At 68.8% G+C, this 15,671-nt stretch carries 11 protein-coding genes and 3 pseudogenes; 8 read left to right on the top strand and 6 right to left on the bottom strand.

Annotation, left to right across the window (positions count from 1 at the left end):
* Positions 1-46: 46 nt before the first annotated feature.
* Both I2W78_RS00800 and I2W78_RS00795 read left to right on the top strand, forming a co-directional pair.
* The gene (locus I2W78_RS00800; protein ID WP_196456015.1) at positions 47-643 is read left to right on the top strand and encodes a hypothetical protein; all 597 of its coding nucleotides are present in this window, start codon (positions 47-49) and stop codon (positions 641-643) included.
* A 112-nt stretch (positions 644-755) separates the two neighbouring features.
* Positions 756-1,423: pseudogene (locus I2W78_RS00795) on the top strand (class F sortase).
* A 72-nt stretch (positions 1,424-1,495) separates the two neighbouring features.
* On the opposite strand, the pseudogene I2W78_RS00790 reads toward I2W78_RS00795, so the two are convergent.
* A pseudogene (locus I2W78_RS00790) lies at positions 1,496-1,744 on the bottom strand (TetR family transcriptional regulator C-terminal domain-containing protein); the annotation flags it as partial.
* Here I2W78_RS00790 and I2W78_RS00785 point away from each other — a divergent pair.
* Positions 1,745-2,581: pseudogene (locus I2W78_RS00785) on the top strand (alpha/beta fold hydrolase); the annotation flags it as partial. It abuts the pseudogene before it with no gap.
* A gap of 131 nt (positions 2,582-2,712) precedes the next feature.
* On the opposite strand, the gene I2W78_RS00780 reads toward I2W78_RS00785, so the two are convergent.
* A complete protein-coding gene (locus tag I2W78_RS00780) occupies positions 2,713-3,366 on the bottom strand; it encodes a class I SAM-dependent methyltransferase (protein ID WP_196456014.1) in 654 nt (217 codons plus the stop codon).
* Positions 3,367-3,633: 267 nt separating this feature from the next.
* On the opposite strand from I2W78_RS00780, the gene I2W78_RS00775 reads away from it, so the two are divergent.
* Together I2W78_RS00775 and I2W78_RS00770 are read left to right on the top strand one after the other, a co-directional pair.
* Positions 3,634-5,007: a TrkH family potassium uptake protein gene (locus I2W78_RS00775; protein WP_196456013.1), complete on the top strand. Its 1,374-nt coding sequence runs from the start codon at positions 3,634-3,636 to the stop codon at positions 5,005-5,007.
* A complete protein-coding gene (locus I2W78_RS00770) occupies positions 5,000-5,737 on the top strand; it encodes a potassium channel family protein (RefSeq protein WP_196456012.1) in 738 nt (245 codons plus the stop codon). The genes I2W78_RS00775 and I2W78_RS00770 overlap by 8 nt, the downstream gene beginning before the upstream one ends.
* Here I2W78_RS00770 and I2W78_RS41320 read toward each other — a convergent pair.
* Together I2W78_RS41320 and I2W78_RS00760 are read right to left on the bottom strand one after the other, a co-directional pair.
* Entirely contained in the window at positions 5,623-6,474 is an 852-nt protein-coding gene (locus I2W78_RS41320) for an immunity 49 family protein (protein ID WP_307783569.1), read from the bottom strand. The two genes, I2W78_RS00770 and I2W78_RS41320, sit on opposite strands and share 115 nt — an antisense overlap.
* A 142-nt stretch (positions 6,475-6,616) precedes the next feature.
* Positions 6,617-6,910 (bottom strand): hypothetical protein, encoded by a 294-nt coding sequence (locus I2W78_RS00760; protein ID WP_196456011.1) that lies wholly within the window; start codon positions 6,908-6,910, stop codon positions 6,617-6,619.
* A gap of 320 nt (positions 6,911-7,230) precedes the next feature.
* Between I2W78_RS00760 and I2W78_RS00755 the strand changes: the two genes are divergently transcribed.
* Together I2W78_RS00755 and I2W78_RS41020 are read left to right on the top strand one after the other, a co-directional pair.
* Entirely contained in the window at positions 7,231-10,449 is a 3,219-nt protein-coding gene (locus I2W78_RS00755) for a Tn3 family transposase (protein ID WP_196456010.1), read from the top strand.
* An 18-nt stretch (positions 10,450-10,467) separates the two neighbouring features.
* The gene (locus I2W78_RS41020; RefSeq protein WP_269066282.1) at positions 10,468-10,590 is read left to right on the top strand and encodes a hypothetical protein; all 123 of its coding nucleotides are present in this window, start codon (positions 10,468-10,470) and stop codon (positions 10,588-10,590) included.
* A gap of 837 nt (positions 10,591-11,427) precedes the next feature.
* On the opposite strand, the gene I2W78_RS00750 is transcribed toward I2W78_RS41020, so the two are convergent.
* On the bottom strand, positions 11,428-12,504 hold the full coding sequence (locus I2W78_RS00750) for an AraC family transcriptional regulator (RefSeq protein WP_196456009.1): 1,077 nt from the start codon (positions 12,502-12,504) through the stop codon (positions 11,428-11,430).
* Between the two features lie 156 nt (positions 12,505-12,660).
* A complete protein-coding gene (locus I2W78_RS00745; protein WP_196456007.1) occupies positions 12,661-12,900 on the bottom strand; it encodes a hypothetical protein in 240 nt (79 codons plus the stop codon).
* 553 nt (positions 12,901-13,453) lie between these two features.
* On the opposite strand from I2W78_RS00745, the gene I2W78_RS40030 reads away from it, so the two are divergent.
* The gene (locus I2W78_RS40030; RefSeq protein WP_307783568.1) at positions 13,454-14,521 is read left to right on the top strand and encodes a tyrosine-type recombinase/integrase; all 1,068 of its coding nucleotides are present in this window, start codon (positions 13,454-13,456) and stop codon (positions 14,519-14,521) included.
* Positions 14,522-15,671 lie beyond the last annotated feature (1,150 nt).

The following is a 15,671-nucleotide window of genomic DNA, read 5'->3' as shown; positions in this document are numbered from 1 at the left end:
AGCTGATGCCCTGTCCGCTGCCCGGCCACGGCGGAAGGACACCGATATGTGCTCTGCCCGCATTCTTCTCGCCACGGCGGCCGCCTCCGCCGCGCTCGCCTTCGCCGCGCCCGGCGCCGCGTTCGCCGTACCTGCGGGGGACGACGGAGGCCGCGACGACTCCTCGTACAGCAAGGAGTACGACAGCGATTCCGGCCGCGACCACGACAAGGGCTCCGACAAGGAACACGACAAGGACTACGACAAGGACTACGACAAGGGCTACGACAAGGACTCCGAGAAGGACTACGACAAGGACTACGGCAAGGACTGGGACAAGGACAGCAGCCACGACGGACCGCGCGGCGGAATGCACACGGGTGGCGGTGCGCTCGCCGCGGTGCGGGGTGACGACTGGAGCTCGGACCACGACGGCGGCAAGTACGAAGACGATTCCTACAAGGACAAGGGCGGCAAGGACGGCGGGCACGGCAAGGAGGGGTGGGGCGGTGACGACCACGACAAGCCGCGCGGCGGTATGCACACCGGCGGTGGCGGCCTCGCCTCGCCCGGGGTCACCACGGGCGGACTGGCCATGCTCGCCGTAGGTGCCACCGGCGTGTACGCGCTGCGCCGCAAGAAGGCTGCCGAGTCGGCGTCCTGACCGGTGTCCCGCGCTCCAGGGATGCGGCCGCCGCCGGCGCACACCGTGGTGGCGGCCCGCGCTCCCGAAACACCGAAGCCCGTGCTGCCGTACCCGAGTGAGGTGGTGCCCGATGGCAGCAGATCCCTCCTCCACGCCTCCCGCCGAGCGGGCGATGGACGGGCACCAGGCCGGCAACGGCGGGCGGCTGACCCTGTGGGGCGTGGCCATCGTCATCCTCGCCGTCAGCGTGTTCGGCGGTCACGAAGAGTCGGCCAGCACCCCGAAAACCTCCCCTTCCCCGCGCCCGACCGTCGCTCTCACGGACACGCGCGAGGCCGCGCGGCCGCTGCCCCGCTCCGAACCGACCCGACTGCTCATCCCGAAGATCTCCGTGGACGCCCCCTTCATCCCCCTCTCCGTTGGAGCCTCCGGCCAGCTCGAGCCGCCGCCGGCGGCTGACACCAATCTCGTCGGCTGGTACGCCGAGGGCGCCTCGCCCGGCGAGCCCGGCACCTCGATCATCGCCGGGCACGTCGACACGGCCACCTCGGCGGCCGTCTTCGTCGGCCTCTACGAACTCCGGCGCGGCGACCGGTTCTCCGTCGAACGGGCCGACGGGCGCAACGCGGAGTTCGTCGTGGACGCCGCGGAGACCTTCCCGAAGGACGCCTTCCCCAGCAAGCGCGTGTACGCCGACACGGCGCGCCCCGAGGTTCGGCTCATCACCTGCGCGGGGACTACGACCACTCGGTGAAGGACTACACCGAGAACCTGGTGGTCTTCGCCCACCTCGTGTGAGGCCGCTGGTGTGATGCGGCCGCCGGCCGGTATGGGCCGGCGGCCGCGCGGCGACGCTGCTTCGCGGTCAGGTCACGTCGACTTCCGTGTCTGCCGAACCGGGGACCGGCGTCCACCGGGGGAGAAGATCCGGTCCAGGTGGTACTCCAGGACCGCGGCGGCGGACTCCGCGCTGCGCTGGCCGACGAGGATGCTGGTGCCGAGTCCTGCGGACATGGCCAGCAGGCTGACCGCCTCCGACCGGGTGTCCACACCGGGCCGCAGCAGACCGGCCTCCTGTGCCTGGCGGAGGAGACCGGTCACGGTGGTCTCGGCGGCCTCGCGGCCTGCGACGCGGTCTACGCGCTGGGTGCCCCCGCATTGGCGGAACAGGACGTGGAGACGTCCTTCGGCACCACGCACGTCTACCGCTACGGCCCCGCGGACCCGGCCGCTCGCGACCGAACCCCCGTCGTCCTGGTGCACGGAGCGGGCTCCTGCTCGGCCATGTGGTACCCGAACACCCCCACCCTCAGCGCCGAGCGCCCCGTCTACGCGATCGACACCCCGGGCGACCCCGGCCGCAGCGTGCAGCGCGAACCCATTCACCAACCCGAACGCGCCGCACAGTGGCTGGACGAGACGCTTGCCGGGCTCGGGCTCGACCGCGTACACCTCGTCGGAACCTCGTACGGTGGCTGGCTCGTCCTGAACCAAGCGCACCGCAGGCCCGGCCGCCTCGCCTCGGTCACGCTGCTCGACCCCGGCGGTCTGGAAAAGGTGGGGCTTCGCTTCTTCGTCTGGATATTCGCCGGCCTCTTCGCGACCTTCGCCCCCAAGGCGCTCCGCCCACGACTGGCGGCCTTGCTGGAACAACCGGTCCTGGTCATGCCGGAGCTGCGCACGATGATCAGAACAGCCGTCCGCGCCTACCGCATACGCCGTCCGGCTCCACAGCCCCTGTCCGAGGTCGAGCTGTCGACCATCAGCACCCCGCTCTACCTGGTTCTCGGCAAGCGCAGCCTGCTGGTGCACCCGGAGCGGCAGGTGGAGCGTGTACCCCGCCTGGTGCCGGGCGCCCGAGCCGAAATCATCTCGAACACCGGCCACGGACCGCAGATCGACCACGCGGAGGAGATCAACCGCCGGATGCTGGACTTCATGAACTCCGTCGACTGACGCGAGGCTTGACGAGGGTACTGCTCGTCACGCTGTACGAGCAGTACGGTCACCAGGGCTTGCGCCGGCGGGCAGTTGCGACGCCTGTGCCGGGACCGCCCGGTTGCCGCAGCGACCGCGGGTGCTGCTTCTCAGCCCGCGAAGGTCGGCGGTTCCGCTACACCGACGAAGTTTCCGGCGACCGGCCGGATACGCGCTGACCACCCCAGGGCCGTGAGGTCGTCGGTCAGGGTCCGCGGATCGTGGAAAACCTTCACGATGCGGTACCGACTGCCGTCGTCGAGCCGACGCACCGCCGCGGGGACGGGATGATCCGCCAGGACCTCCTCTCCCCGTGCCCCGGCAGGACCGTCGTCGACAAAGACCGCCCTACCACCAGGCCCGAGCGCGGCGGCGACGGTCTGCCAGAAGTCGGGCAACCGCGTCGGCGGGACATGGGAGAGCCAGAAAGCGAAGAACACCGTGTCGTAGCGCCGCTGCGGCCGCCACTCGAACAGGTCGGCCCGAACGAAGCGAACCTTGGCGGACGTGGCACGCACCCGAGCGATGGCCAACACTTCGGCGGACGCGTCGACCGCCGTCACCGAACGCGCCCGCGTGGCAAGCAGCGGTGTCCACTGGCCCGTCCCACAGGCCAACTCCAGCACGTCCCCGGCAATAGGGAGGTCATCGACGACGGCCAGCAACTCCCGCAGGTCTTCGCGCTCCGCGTAGGGCCGGTCGTATTCGGCCGCGCCGTCCCTGTAGTAGGCCATCTGCTCCGCCAGAAGGGCGTCGTCATCCATGCAGGCTCCTCCCATACCGCTACCGCCATGACGACCGTGCCGTTGCCTCTGTCGTCTGCGACGACCCGCCGGCCGCCGCCGGTTCCCTGCGGTCTCGGGTCGGCTCCCGCCTGGCCCGCGCCCGCGCCTGCCCGGCTTCTTTTGCCGATTCCCGTCAGCCCTCGACGCCGTGCCGCGTTCCATGCGCTCCCGTCGGCAGGGATGCTGTCCACACCGCGGCGATCATGGGCGCCGCTGAGCATGGCGTCGGGTAACGGGAGGTGAGTGATGGTCAGTGGTACGGCTTCGGGCTGGTGGTTTCGGCTGGTCGCCCACCCCACCCGCGGTGTCGTCCTCGCCTTCGCGTTCGTCATCGTCGTCGGCGCGGCTCTGCTGACGCTGCCCGGTGCCGCCGAGTACGGCAGCCGCACCAGTGTGCTGACCGCCCTGTTCACGTCCACGGGAGCGTTCAGCGGCGGTCTCGCGATCGTCGGCACCGGCAGTCACTGGAGTACGTTCGGTGAGGTCGTGGTCCTTGTTCTGATCCAGGTCGGCGGGTTCGGCATCATGACGCTCGCCTCGCTGCTGGGTCTGGTCGTCGTCGGCCGGCTCCGGCTGCGTACGCAGCTGACCATGCAGGCGGAGACCGGGGGCGTCGGCGTCGGTGACACGCGCCGCGTCGTGCTGGGCATCGCGGGCACCACCCTCGCCATCGAGCTGGCCGTGGCCGCGCTCCTCGCGCTGCGCTTCCGTTTCGGATACGGCCAGGCAGTGGGGGAGGCGGTCTACCACGGCGTCTTCCACGGGATCTCAGCGTTCAACAACGCCGGGTTCGGGCTGCGCGACGACAACCTCGTCCGCTACGCGCACGATCCCTGGATCGTGCTGCCCGTCACCGTCGCCTGCGTGCTCGGCGCCCTTGGCTTTCCCGTGCTCCTCGAGTTGTCGCGGGGTGGGCGTAAGCGTGCACACGGCAGGGCGGGGCACCGCTGGTCCCTGCACACCCGGCTCACCCTCGCGACGTCCGCCGTCCTTCTCACCGCCGGCACGCTGATGACCTGCGCCCTGGAATGGGGCAATCGCGCGACGCTGGGCCCCATGGCGTGGGGGACCAAGGTGATGAACGGGTTCTTCTACGCCGCGAGTGCGCGTACCGCGGGCTTCTTCACCGTCGACACCGGCGCCATGGAACCGGCCACCCTGCTGGGCACCTGCGTGCTGATGTTCATCGGCGGCGGCAGCGCGGGCACCGCCGGTGGCATCAAGGTGACCACGTTCGCCGTGCTGGGGGCCGCGATCCTGGCCGAGGTCCGTGGTCGTACCGCCGTGGACTTCCTGGGCCGCCGGATTCCCGAAGCGGCGTTGCGCCAGGCACTGACCGTGGCGCTCCTGGGCGTGGCGCTCGTCATGTCGGGGGCACTGGTCCTGCTCGTCGTGACCGAGGAATCGGCCGAAGCGGTCCTGTTCGAGAGCGTCTCCGCGTTCGGCACGGTGGGGTTGACCACCGGCATCACCGGTGATCTTCCCGCGGTAGGCCAACTCACCGTCATAGCCCTGATGTTCGCCGGACGCCTCGGCCCGATCACGCTCGCTTCCGCGCTCGCCCTGCGCCAGCGCGACCGCCGGTACACACTGCCCGAGGAGCGACCCGTCATTGGCTGACTACCTCAAGACCCTGCGCCGACGCCGCCGGCACCGCGCCGAGGAACCACGCCCGGTCAGCGACTCCAAGGTCGCCGTGCTCGGGCTCGGCCGCTTCGGCCACTCTCTGGCTCTTGAGCTGGTGCGACGTGGGTGGGACGTGCTCGGCATCGATGTCGACCCCGCAGTCGTGCAGAAGGTCGGCGACGAGCTCACCCATGTCGCCGCGGCCGACTGCACCGACGCCCAGGCGCTGGAGCAGCTCGGCATCCGACAGTTCACCCGGGCCGTGGTCGGCATCAGCACCGACCTGGAGGCCAGCATCCTGAGCACCTCCAACCTCGTCGAGGCGGGCGTCCCCAACATCTGGGCACGGGGGACCACCCGCCAACACGGTCTGATCCTCGAACGCGTCGGCGCCCACCACGTCGTACTGCCCGAGCACGAGATGGGCGAGCGCGTGGCCCACCTGGTCACCGGTCGCATGCTCGACTTCATCGCGTTCGACAGCGACTACGCCCTGATCAAGACCCTCGCCCCGGCGGTCGTCGGCGGCGTCCCGCTCGGCGAGAGCCGGGTGCGCAGCAGGTACGGCGTGACCGTCGTCGGTATCAAACGCCCCGGCGCCGACTTCACCTACGCGACCGCCGAAACGGTCGTCCACCCCGGTGACGTCATCGTCGTCACCGGCAGGACTCGGGCGGTGGAGACGTTCGCGGAGCTGGAGCCCGCCGCGCCAGTCAGGGGATGACCGGCCGGCCGACCCGGCGAATGCCTGCCCTTGCTGTGGGGGAGTGGGGCCGGGCGTGGGAATGAGTGACCGTGGTCCGCCCGCTCCTGCCAGTCTGGTCGGCGCTGGCCGGCCTCGCGGCCGTGCTTGACCGTTCCTGCGGCATCGGTACGCTGAGCATCGGCCTGGCGCCGCGCGGGCACCGCGTCACCGGGACCGACCTGAGCCCCGTGCCACCACCCGCGCTGCCGGTGAGGCCGCCGGCGGGAGCCTGAGCCTGCGCGCGGCCGCCGCCGACATGCGAGCCCGCTGCTTCCCGACGGCGGATTTGACGTCGTCGCCTGCGTCGGCAACGACGACACCGGTCCAACTGTGCGGCGCCGTGCCCGCTGTCCATGGCGCACTACCGAGGCTCGGCCGCCTGCAGAAGCCGGTGGGGCAGGTATCCGGTGGGGCAGGTATGGGGAGCTGACTCGGATCCGCCAGCCCCTGCGGCGGGCGTGGCAGGTCAGAGCCAGGATGCCCACGTCGATCGCGGCATCGGCGTCGTTGCCGCGGTCGGCCACGGAGAAGTGGTCGCGGTGGGCCTCCAGGGCGTCGACGAGGGCGAGGTTGAAGCTTTCCTCGTCGCCCTCGACGAGTGGGGAGAGCAGAATGGCGGGTGGTAGCTGAAAGCCCCACCTGGCCACCTTGTCCAGGTCCGCCAGAGCGCGATCCATGGCGGGCTCGGGATCGTCGGCGCGCAGGTAGGCGTGCACCGCCTGGTAGTACGACGCGTAGGCGGAGCCGTCCGCGAGGGCGCCGGGGGCTCACCCTAGATCAATGTGCGAGGTCACGGCCTTGGGCCTGAACGGCTGCGTACAGCTCCTGGCCATACCGGGTGAGGAAGCGGCAAGTTGCTCAGCCGATGCGGCTGATCTTGATCGTCGCACGGGTCCCGTCGGTGTGTACGGTCTCGATGCGGAGTCCGTGATTGATCTCGATCACACCGTACGCCGTCGTCGTCATGCCCGAGGACAGCGCCAGGGTAGGGCCCTCGGCATCGACGCTCACCACGAACAGGCTGTCGACCCGCGGCTCGGTCGTGACCTGGCTTCCGAAGCTGATGGCGTCACCCGCCTCGATCTCGACCTCACAGGCACCATCAGTACAGGCATCGAGATTCCTGCCATCCGCCGCCTTCTTCTTCGGCACCGGCGCCTTTGAGGACGGCGAGGGCGGAGGGGAGGACGAGTGCGATGCGGTGGTGCCGACCGACGGAGGTGCGCTGGAGGCGGGCTTGTTCCCCGCTGAGGTGTCCGACTCGCCGTCGCCGCCGCAGCCGGCGAGCAGTGCGGTGGCTGAGAGCAGCGCTACGACGACAGCATGGCGGTGAGCAAATGGGGGGATCGCCGAGATAAGCCCAAAAGGGGCCATGAAAGGATCTTGAAGCGTTGAGCGCGTACCCCGTCACCCGTTCGGCCCGGCTTCGTTGGTGTGATGTTGGGCTTGTCGTCTGGGGCCGGGGCGGGATTGTGACCTCGATCGAGCGGACCGCGTATCCGCGGTTCAAGCGGCTGATCACCGCGCATGAGCTGCATCTGTTCTTCGCTCCGACCCGGGACGAGGTCGAGTGGGCGTCCGGCGCCACGGACTGCGACGAGCATTTGCTGGCCCTGCTGCTGATGCTGAAGTCGTACCAGCGCATGGGGTGTTTCCCGAAACTGGAGGACGTCCCGGAGATGGTGGTGGACTTCGTACGGCGGGCGGTGGAGCTGCCGGAGGGCACGCTGCCGCTGTACCGGGCGGTGAAGACCGCGAAGAACCACCGGGGCCTGGTGCGGCAGCGGGTCGGGGTGGTCTACGACCAGGCGGAGGCCCGCCGGATCGCCGAGGTGTCGATCCGGAAGGAGGCCGCGGCGAAGAACCGCCCGGCCGATCTGATCAACATCGCGCTGGAGAAGGTGGTGGGGGCCGGCCTGGAGTTGCCGGCGTTCTCCACCCTCGATGCGATGGCCTCGACGGTTCGCAAAGAGGTGAACGCGTCGATCTACACGGGCATCCACGACCGTATGAGCGCGGTGGAACGTGCGGGGCTGCCGCGGCTGCTGGAGGAGCGCGACGCGGACGGCACCACGCAGTACAACCGGCTGAAGAAGTCGGCGCAGAGTCCGACCTGGTCGCACTTCAAGCGGCTGATCACGCACTTGGATTGGGTGGATGCCCTAGGCGACACCGGGGTGTGGATGGACGGTGTCGCCTCGCGGAAGGTCACGGACTTCGCGGGGGAAGCGGACGCGGCGGATGCCTCTGAGCTGAAGGCGTACGTGCCCGTCAAGCGGGTCGCGCTGATGGCGTGTCTCGCACACAAGGCCCGGATGCGGGTCCGCGACGAGCTGGCGCTGATGTTCTGCAAGCGCATGGGGACGAAGGTCAAGAGAGCGAAGGAGGAGCTGGAGGAGATCCGGCTCGCTGAGCGGGAGATGACCGAGGCTCTGATCGGCAACTACCGCAGTGTGCTCAAGGACATCGACGACGGCGGCCCGGCCCAGGCCGCGCTCGCGAAGGCCGCCGAGATGACCGCCGGGGCCGTGGCCGCCCTTGAAGGGCTGGACGAACAGGCGTCGGCCGAGGAGGTGGCCCGGCGCCTGGGCGGCGAGGTCTCCCCGGCCGTCCTGGCGCTGATGAAGGCCCTGCTGGTGCTGGCCGGCGGGCTCGGCACGGTCACGAAGACCGTGGAGGGCTTCGGCGGGTTCGCCAAGCAGTACGAGCAGATCGAGAAGGTCTCCGCCCACCACGGCAACTTCTGGGAGGTGCTGCTGTACGGGCAGATCGGCCGGGACCGGGCGCTGATGTTCGACCTGGCCGAGAAGCTGGAGTTCACCGCCACCTCGGAGGACGGGCGGGTGCTGGACGCGCTCGCGCACGCGCGGCGCAACGAGGCGGCCCGCGGCGAGTACATCAGCGCGATCGGCGAGGACGGCAGGCGCATCGACATCTCGTTCGCCACGCACAACTGGCAGAAGGCCGTGGTCGACAAGAGTCGGCCGGGGCAGTTCGTCCGCCGGCACTTCGAGGCGATGGTCTTCACCTACCTCGCCGAGGAACTCCGCTGCGGCGACATCGCCGTGTCCGGCTCGGAGGAGTACGTCGACTGGTCGGGGCAGCTGCTGCTGTGGGAGGCCGTCGAGGAGAAGCTGCCCGCCTACCTGGTGGAGGTCGGGCTGGCCGAGGACGAGGACCAGGCCGCCGCCTTCGACGACGCCTCCTTCCGCCGCCAGCTGGAGGACCGGCTGCGGGCCGCCGCCGCGGCGGCGGACGCCGGATACCCGGACAACGAGAGCCTGGTGATCGACCCGGTCACCGGCATCCCCTCGCTCAAGCAGCACCGCTCGGAGGGGCAACGGCCGTCGGCGAAGCGGCTGGAGCAGGAGATCAAAGCTCGGATGCCGGAGCGCACGCTGATCGGGATCTGTGCCCGGACCGCGTACTGGGTGGAGTGGTGGCGCCGCTTCGGCCCGCCCTCGGGCAACGACCCGAAACTCACCGACCCGTTCGGCCGGTACGTGCTCACCACCTTTGTCAAGGGCACCAACATGGGCCCCTACGAGGCGGCCCGCCACATGCCCGGCGTGAGCGGGCACGAGCTGGCGTACACGGCGAACCGGCACTTCTCCCTCGTGCTGCTGAACGAGGCCATCGCCGACCTGGTCAACGCCCACGCCCGCCTGGACATCTCGCAGGCGTGGGGCGACGGCACCGCCGTGGCCGCCGACGGCACCCACATGGACACCTACCTCGACAACCTGCTCGCCGAGACGTCCGTCCGGTACGGCAAGCCGGGAGGCATCGCCTACCACCACATCTCCGACACCTACATCGCGCTGTTCACGCACTTCATCCCGTGCGGGGTGTGGGAGGCCGTCTACATCATCGAGAGCCTGCTCAAGAACGCCTCCGAGGTCAAGCCCACCACCGTGCACGCCGACACCCAAGGCCAGTCCCTGCCCGTCTTCACCCTCGCGCACCTGCTGGGCTTCGACCTCATGCCCAGGATCAGGAACTGGAAGGGCCTGACCTTCTACAGGCCCAGCAAGACCACCGAGTACGTCCACATCGACGCCCTGTTCGGCGAGCCCGGCAAGAACACCATCGACTTCGACCTGATCGAGTCCCAGTTCCGGCACCTGATGCGGGTGGCGGTCTCCGTCCGCGAAGGCGTCATCTCCTCGGCGACACTGCTCAAGCGCCTGCGCTCCGGGTCGCACAAGAACGCCACGTACGTTGCTTTCCGCGAGGTCGGCCGCGTGATCAGGACCGTGCAGCTGCTGCGGTACCTGACGGACGCACCACTGCGCCGGCGGGTGACGGCGGCGACGAACAAGGTCGAGTCGTTCAACCGGTTCTCCCAGTGGGTCGGCTTCGGCAACCAGGGCGTCATCGCCGACAACGACCCCGTCGAGCAAGAGAAGACGATGAAGTTCAACTCTTTGCTCACGAACGCCGTGATCTTCCACAACGCCCTGGACATCGCCGAGATCGTCCGCCAACTGCTGAAAGAAGGATGGGAGATCGACCCCGAGGACCTGGCGCACATCTCGCCGTACCTGACCGAGCACATCAAACGGTTCGGCGAGTACAGCACACACGAACTCGGCATCGAACCCGAGGCGTACGACCCGAAGCTCGACGTCGACTTCACTCCGCTGCGCGAGCAGGACCTGACCACCGCCAGCCTTGGCCGCGCAGCCTGAATGCCGAGGGACTCCGCCATGTACGCCACCGTACGCACCGGCCGATGCCTCTACAGCGCCGAGCGCTCCTACGTCGGCGAGGACGGCACGACCGACGTCATGGCCAGGCTGCTCGCACAGGCCCAGGATGAAGGCGCGTGACGTCCCCACCCAGCCCCGCTCAACGAACAGCCCGACCACCCGTCACATCAACTGCGGCCGCGGTATCAGCCTGCCCTCTTCGCGATTCCCGCACTCGCACCGTCGGACATAGGGGGGCAGAAGATGTAGGAGGTGACGCCGCTGCCAGCATTCCTCCATACTGGCGCTTCACGCCAAATCAGGGGTCCCCCGGCCCAGGGGTCGCAGATTACCACCGCTTTGTACTGCCCTGAGCCTGAATCGCACTGCGCTGCAGCGCCTTGTCCCCTCAGCTCGTACCAGCAGTCCTCCGGCCATGCAGCGGCCGTGCCCGCAGCAGCCGCGGACGGAAATGCTGCGACAATTCCGGCTGTCAGTGCGGTAGTGCAGAACAGCGACAAGAATCGCTTCTTCATGAAGAAACTCCTCACCTTACCGGCGCAGAAAAATCTCAGACCCGGGTTTCGAAACCGGCGCTCGTAGCTCGGCTGTCGCCATTGCAGTAGGCGATCGAAACCGCCCCGTCCCAGTTCCGCCATGGGCCGTATCCCCACGTAACGTCTCCATCAGACGGGCTGGTGCACACGGCGATGGCTCGAAAGGATCCCCCGTTGGCTTTGTCGCAGGTGGCTTGCGCCCCCCAGTCGCCCCATACGGCGGACTTACAGCCGGTGGGCCGACTCATAGCCCCAACATCCGTCGCCTCAGACGAGGCTGCGGCGTTCACGGAGATGTGTTGGCCGGCCAGCGCAGGAGCTGCGGCTCCTGCCACGAGTGCCGCGGTCAACATACCCGCAGCCCATAAATGTCCTGCATGCACGCTTTCGCCCCTTCTGTGTTGGTCAGGGCTTCAGGCTGTCAGGTCCGGGTCTGCTGAGTCGTTGACTTGGAGTGGCCGGTTTCTTGACGATCCGTTGCCAGCGGCGCAGGCGACGCATTCCGGGCGAGCTGCGCGAGTTCCAGGTGACGGTAGTCACGAGGCGGGATGCCGTAGGCCGCGCGGAAGGCGCGGGTGAAGACGACATGGTGGGTGAAGCCCCAGCGGTGCGCGATCTCGCCGACCGGCCGGGTCCGCAGCGCCGGGTCCGCGAGGTCGCGCCGGGCGCGTTCCAGGCGCTGTGCGCGGATGTAGCCCATCACCGTGCTCGGCCCGCCCTCCGCCAGAGCCCTCTCGCGGAAGATCCGGTGCAGTTGGCTGACGGAGATGTGGTGCACGGCGGCGATGGCGGTCGGCGTCAGCCCGGGGTCGTGGAGGTGCTGTCGGATGAAGGCGCGGACGCGGAGCAGGAGCGTGCGGTGGTGGGTCTCCGGCGGCAGGGTTTCGACGACGTCCAGCTCGTGCGCGAAGAGGGAGGCTAGAAGATCCAGCAGAATCGGTTCCAGGCGGGCGGCGTCGGCCGGGGTGTAGGAACCTGGTTGTGAGGTCAAGGTGTTGAGGAAAGCAGCCAGAAGGGCGCCGGTCCCTTCCATGGCGGTCATCGGGCGGCCGATCACCCGTTCCATCCGGGCCGGGGGGAGCGGGAACGCGGCGCGGGATATCTCCATGCTGACGCATTCCACCTCGGTCCCGTCCGCGCCCAGATTCACTTCGATGGGGCGGTAAGTGAGGTTGGTGCGTAACGCGCAAGGGCCGTACACAGCTTCCTGATCGTCTATCGTCGCGACCACGGTGCCCCGCCTGATGAGGGAGAGGTGGTAGCGGTCGGGGTCCGAGAGATGGATCAGGGCCTGGTTCCTGCGGGCGAAGGCGGGCTGCCACTGCATCGTGTGCACGGTCAGCTCATTGAACTGCAGGAGATGTTGTGTGCCGCGATATCCCGCCTGGTGGGCACTGGTCAGGTCCGACGGCGCGTGAGTCAGGGCCAAACGTTCGCACCAGGCGTCGAAGCGGTCGGCCGACGGTAAGTCCTCGGTGCGGAACATGGTCTCGATCATGGGGCTCCCCGTGGGTGGACAGCTGAGGAGTCCAGTCTGCGGGGAGGCCAAGTCGTGGTAAACAGGGGCCTGTTGGGAGTGGACCTGGTTCCCGGGCTACGGCCCGGGAACCAGACGTGCGCGGCGCGCCGTAGGACGCGTGAGGCGTCGAAGGAGTCAGGCGGCGCCCCAGACGCTGCCGAGGGGGACGACAGTGCCGTAGCTGTCGCCCTGCGGCGAGACGGTGATCCAGTCGTCGAGCGGTGCGACGGTACCGTAGTTGTTGCCTTGCGGCGTAGCACTGACGGGCTGGCTGGTGCTCCAGTTGTCGACGAGCGCCGGGGTTGCCGCTCCCATGACGAGGGCGGCGGCCACCACGGCGACGCCGAGTACGCCGCGCGAACGGGAAGTCCTCATTCGCGGTCATCTCCTTTCCCTGACGCTGCGTGATGTCCTGAGGATTCCCGCAGAATCCTGATGTACTCCAGCCTGCCGGGACTTTCCGCGTATCGCTTTGTCCCTCGCTCGCCGATGGCTTGACCCTCCGTGCACAGAGGAGAGGGACACGCCTCTCCAGCCTCGACACTTTGCCCCGCGACCCGTGTCGCCGAAGCGGCGATTGCCGAGTACGTTGCCGCAGTCATGCCGGGCCTGACCCTGGACGGCCTCGCCAGAACCTGTAGCGAGCTGCGCACGTACGGCAAGGCGACAGGCATCGTCACCGAAGAGCGCGGAGGGGTACTCGTGTATAACCCCCGACAAGTAGCTGCCGATAATCACCGCTGCGATCTGCGACGTCCATACACGCCTTCGGAGCACTGCCGCAGTAAATACCGGATTTACTGCGGCAGTGCCGGTACGGTCCCCTCGGCGCTCCATCGATGGCCTCGCGTGTTCGACCGAGCATGATCACGAGGGCTGGGCGCGAGGTGTACGCATTTACTGCGACAGAGCTGGAAGGGGTGGACGGGTGGCAATCGAACGGGCGGCCGTGCCGGAGAACGGGGGCGCGTTGCGGGTGCCGCACGCCCGGGTCGTACCGCTGTCCGCCCCGCCGCCGTCGTACGCCGCGGCGGTCGAGCGCTACCTCACCGGCGCGGGCATCGCGAAGTCCTCCGCCCGGATCTACCGCATCTCGCTAACCACCTGGGGGTGGATGCTGCGCGGAGAGTCGGCGCCGACCGGCCCGGCCCGCCGCGGCGCCAAGCCCGACCCCTTCGACCTCGCAGCCATCGACGACCCCGGCCTGCCGCCGGTGCTCGCCGAGCTCGCCGCGGCCCGCGCGGACGAGATGGACGCCGACACCGTCAACCGCGAACTGTCCATCGCGCGCAAGGCGATCGGCTGGTGGCAGCCCCAGGGCTGGATCATCGGCGACCCGACGATCGGGATCGAGCGCCGCCCGGCACCCCCGGACCGCACGAAGGCGTTGTCCAAGCCCCAGATCACCACCCTGTGGCAACTGGAGGCGTCCGTACGGGAGAAGACGTTCTGGAAGCTCCTCTACGAGAGCGCCGCGCGGGCCGAGGAGATCCTGTGCCTGAACATCGAGGAGCTGTTCCCCGCCGACAAGCGGGGCCGGGTCGCCTCCAAGGGCGGCGCCGTGGAGTGGATTCACTGGCAGTCCGGTACCGCCCAGCTCCTGCCGCGGCTCATCGCCGGCCGCACCCACGGCCCGCTGTTCCTGACTGACCGCAAGGCCCCCGCCCGCACGCCGACCCTGGACACCTGCCCGGTCACCGGCCGCGCGCGGCTGTCCTACCGGCGGGCGGAAGAGATCTTCGAGGAGAGTACCCGGCTGCTGGCCAACCCCCTCGCCAGCCCCGACGACTTCGACGACCTGGAGGGCTGGACGCTCCACCGGCTCCGGCATTCTGCGTTGACACAAGACGCGGAGGACGGCACCTCAACACCGTTGCTGCTGGCCCGCTCCCGCCACGCCTCCGTACGGTCCCTGGAGCGGTACGCCCGCCCCGGGGTGGACGCGGTCGCGGCGCACGTCGCCGCGAGCGCCCCGGCCGCCCGGCGCCGCGGCTGACTGTGGTCAGCCGTCCGGCTGTAGCTGACTCAGTCGTAGGGCTGGCTCCCATGGCCCAGACGCGAAGCGCAAAGGCCGTATGGAGGGCTGGGGTCGGTGGTGCGGGCTCCGCAGCCCAGCAATGCCCGTGGTCGCGAGCGGTGCACGAGTCGGGACACTCGTCAGGATCGGGCTTCCCGATCACCGGGTTCCGGGTGTCTCGGCCGTCTCGTTCCACGGCACCAGTCTGCGCCGATCTGCAACCACCCGCACCGTCTCAGGGCTTCAAGATCATTCTATGGCCCCTTTTGGGCTTATCTCGGCGATCCCCCAATGTGTTCCGGCGCATGGTCCCCCCGTTTCCGTACGCATTCCAAGACAATCCCTTGGCCCAGTTGTACCGGCCCTGCACCCCACATCGGCCGAACCTGCCATCACTTCAACCTCATTGAGCGAATCTCCACACTCCGGCTACGTGCTCGTGATCCCAACTCCCGGGCCGGCAGCAGGACTCCGACGAGCGCGCTGGTATCGATCGCCTCACCGTGGCGGCCTGCGTCCCGGTCCACCGTGGGCCGGAGGGCGAAACGGCGGTAGGCGGGGGCGAAACGGCGGTCACGCACCGCAGATGCGCTGTGCCTGGGATGCCGTCCTGTCACGATCGGCCTTGGCGTCGGCCACTGCCTGCCCCCCGACGATGCCCGGGTGCCCGCCTTGAACGATGAGGTCCTTGTACGACTTCAACGAACAGGCGTAGGGACACCACGGGAAAACTCCGGAAGGGGAGGGCGTCGAGACTACGACGTAAGTTCGACCCACTGGTTCGGGTCGGCGGTGGCTACGCACCTGTCGATGGGGTTGGGGTCGCCCTGTTGCTCCTGGCAGCGCCAAGTGGCCTCGCCGACGTGGACGGTGACGGGGGAGCTGTTTGAGCCGTGTGCTTGGTAGGCGTTGGCGATCTGAAGAGCGGTGGAGCATGACGTGTTGGCGCTGCCGTACACGGCGAGTCCGTGGATACTGTCCGATCCGCAGTACCCTTCGGGCGCCGCGTCCGCGCTCCCCGAGAGTGCAGTCAGGGCCGAGACCGTCAACATTGCGACGACCGCCAGACCGGCCCTTGCGGCTCCTTTGAACGAATCCATGCTGAAGTCGTCCTTCCTCGGTATCGGCG

The organism is Streptomyces spinoverrucosus, assembly GCF_015712165.1.
Lineage (GTDB): Bacteria > Actinomycetota > Actinomycetes > Streptomycetales > Streptomycetaceae > Streptomyces > Streptomyces spinoverrucosus_A.
Note: the sequence above shows the minus strand (reverse complement) of the source record. Positions and strands in the feature narration are given on the sequence as shown.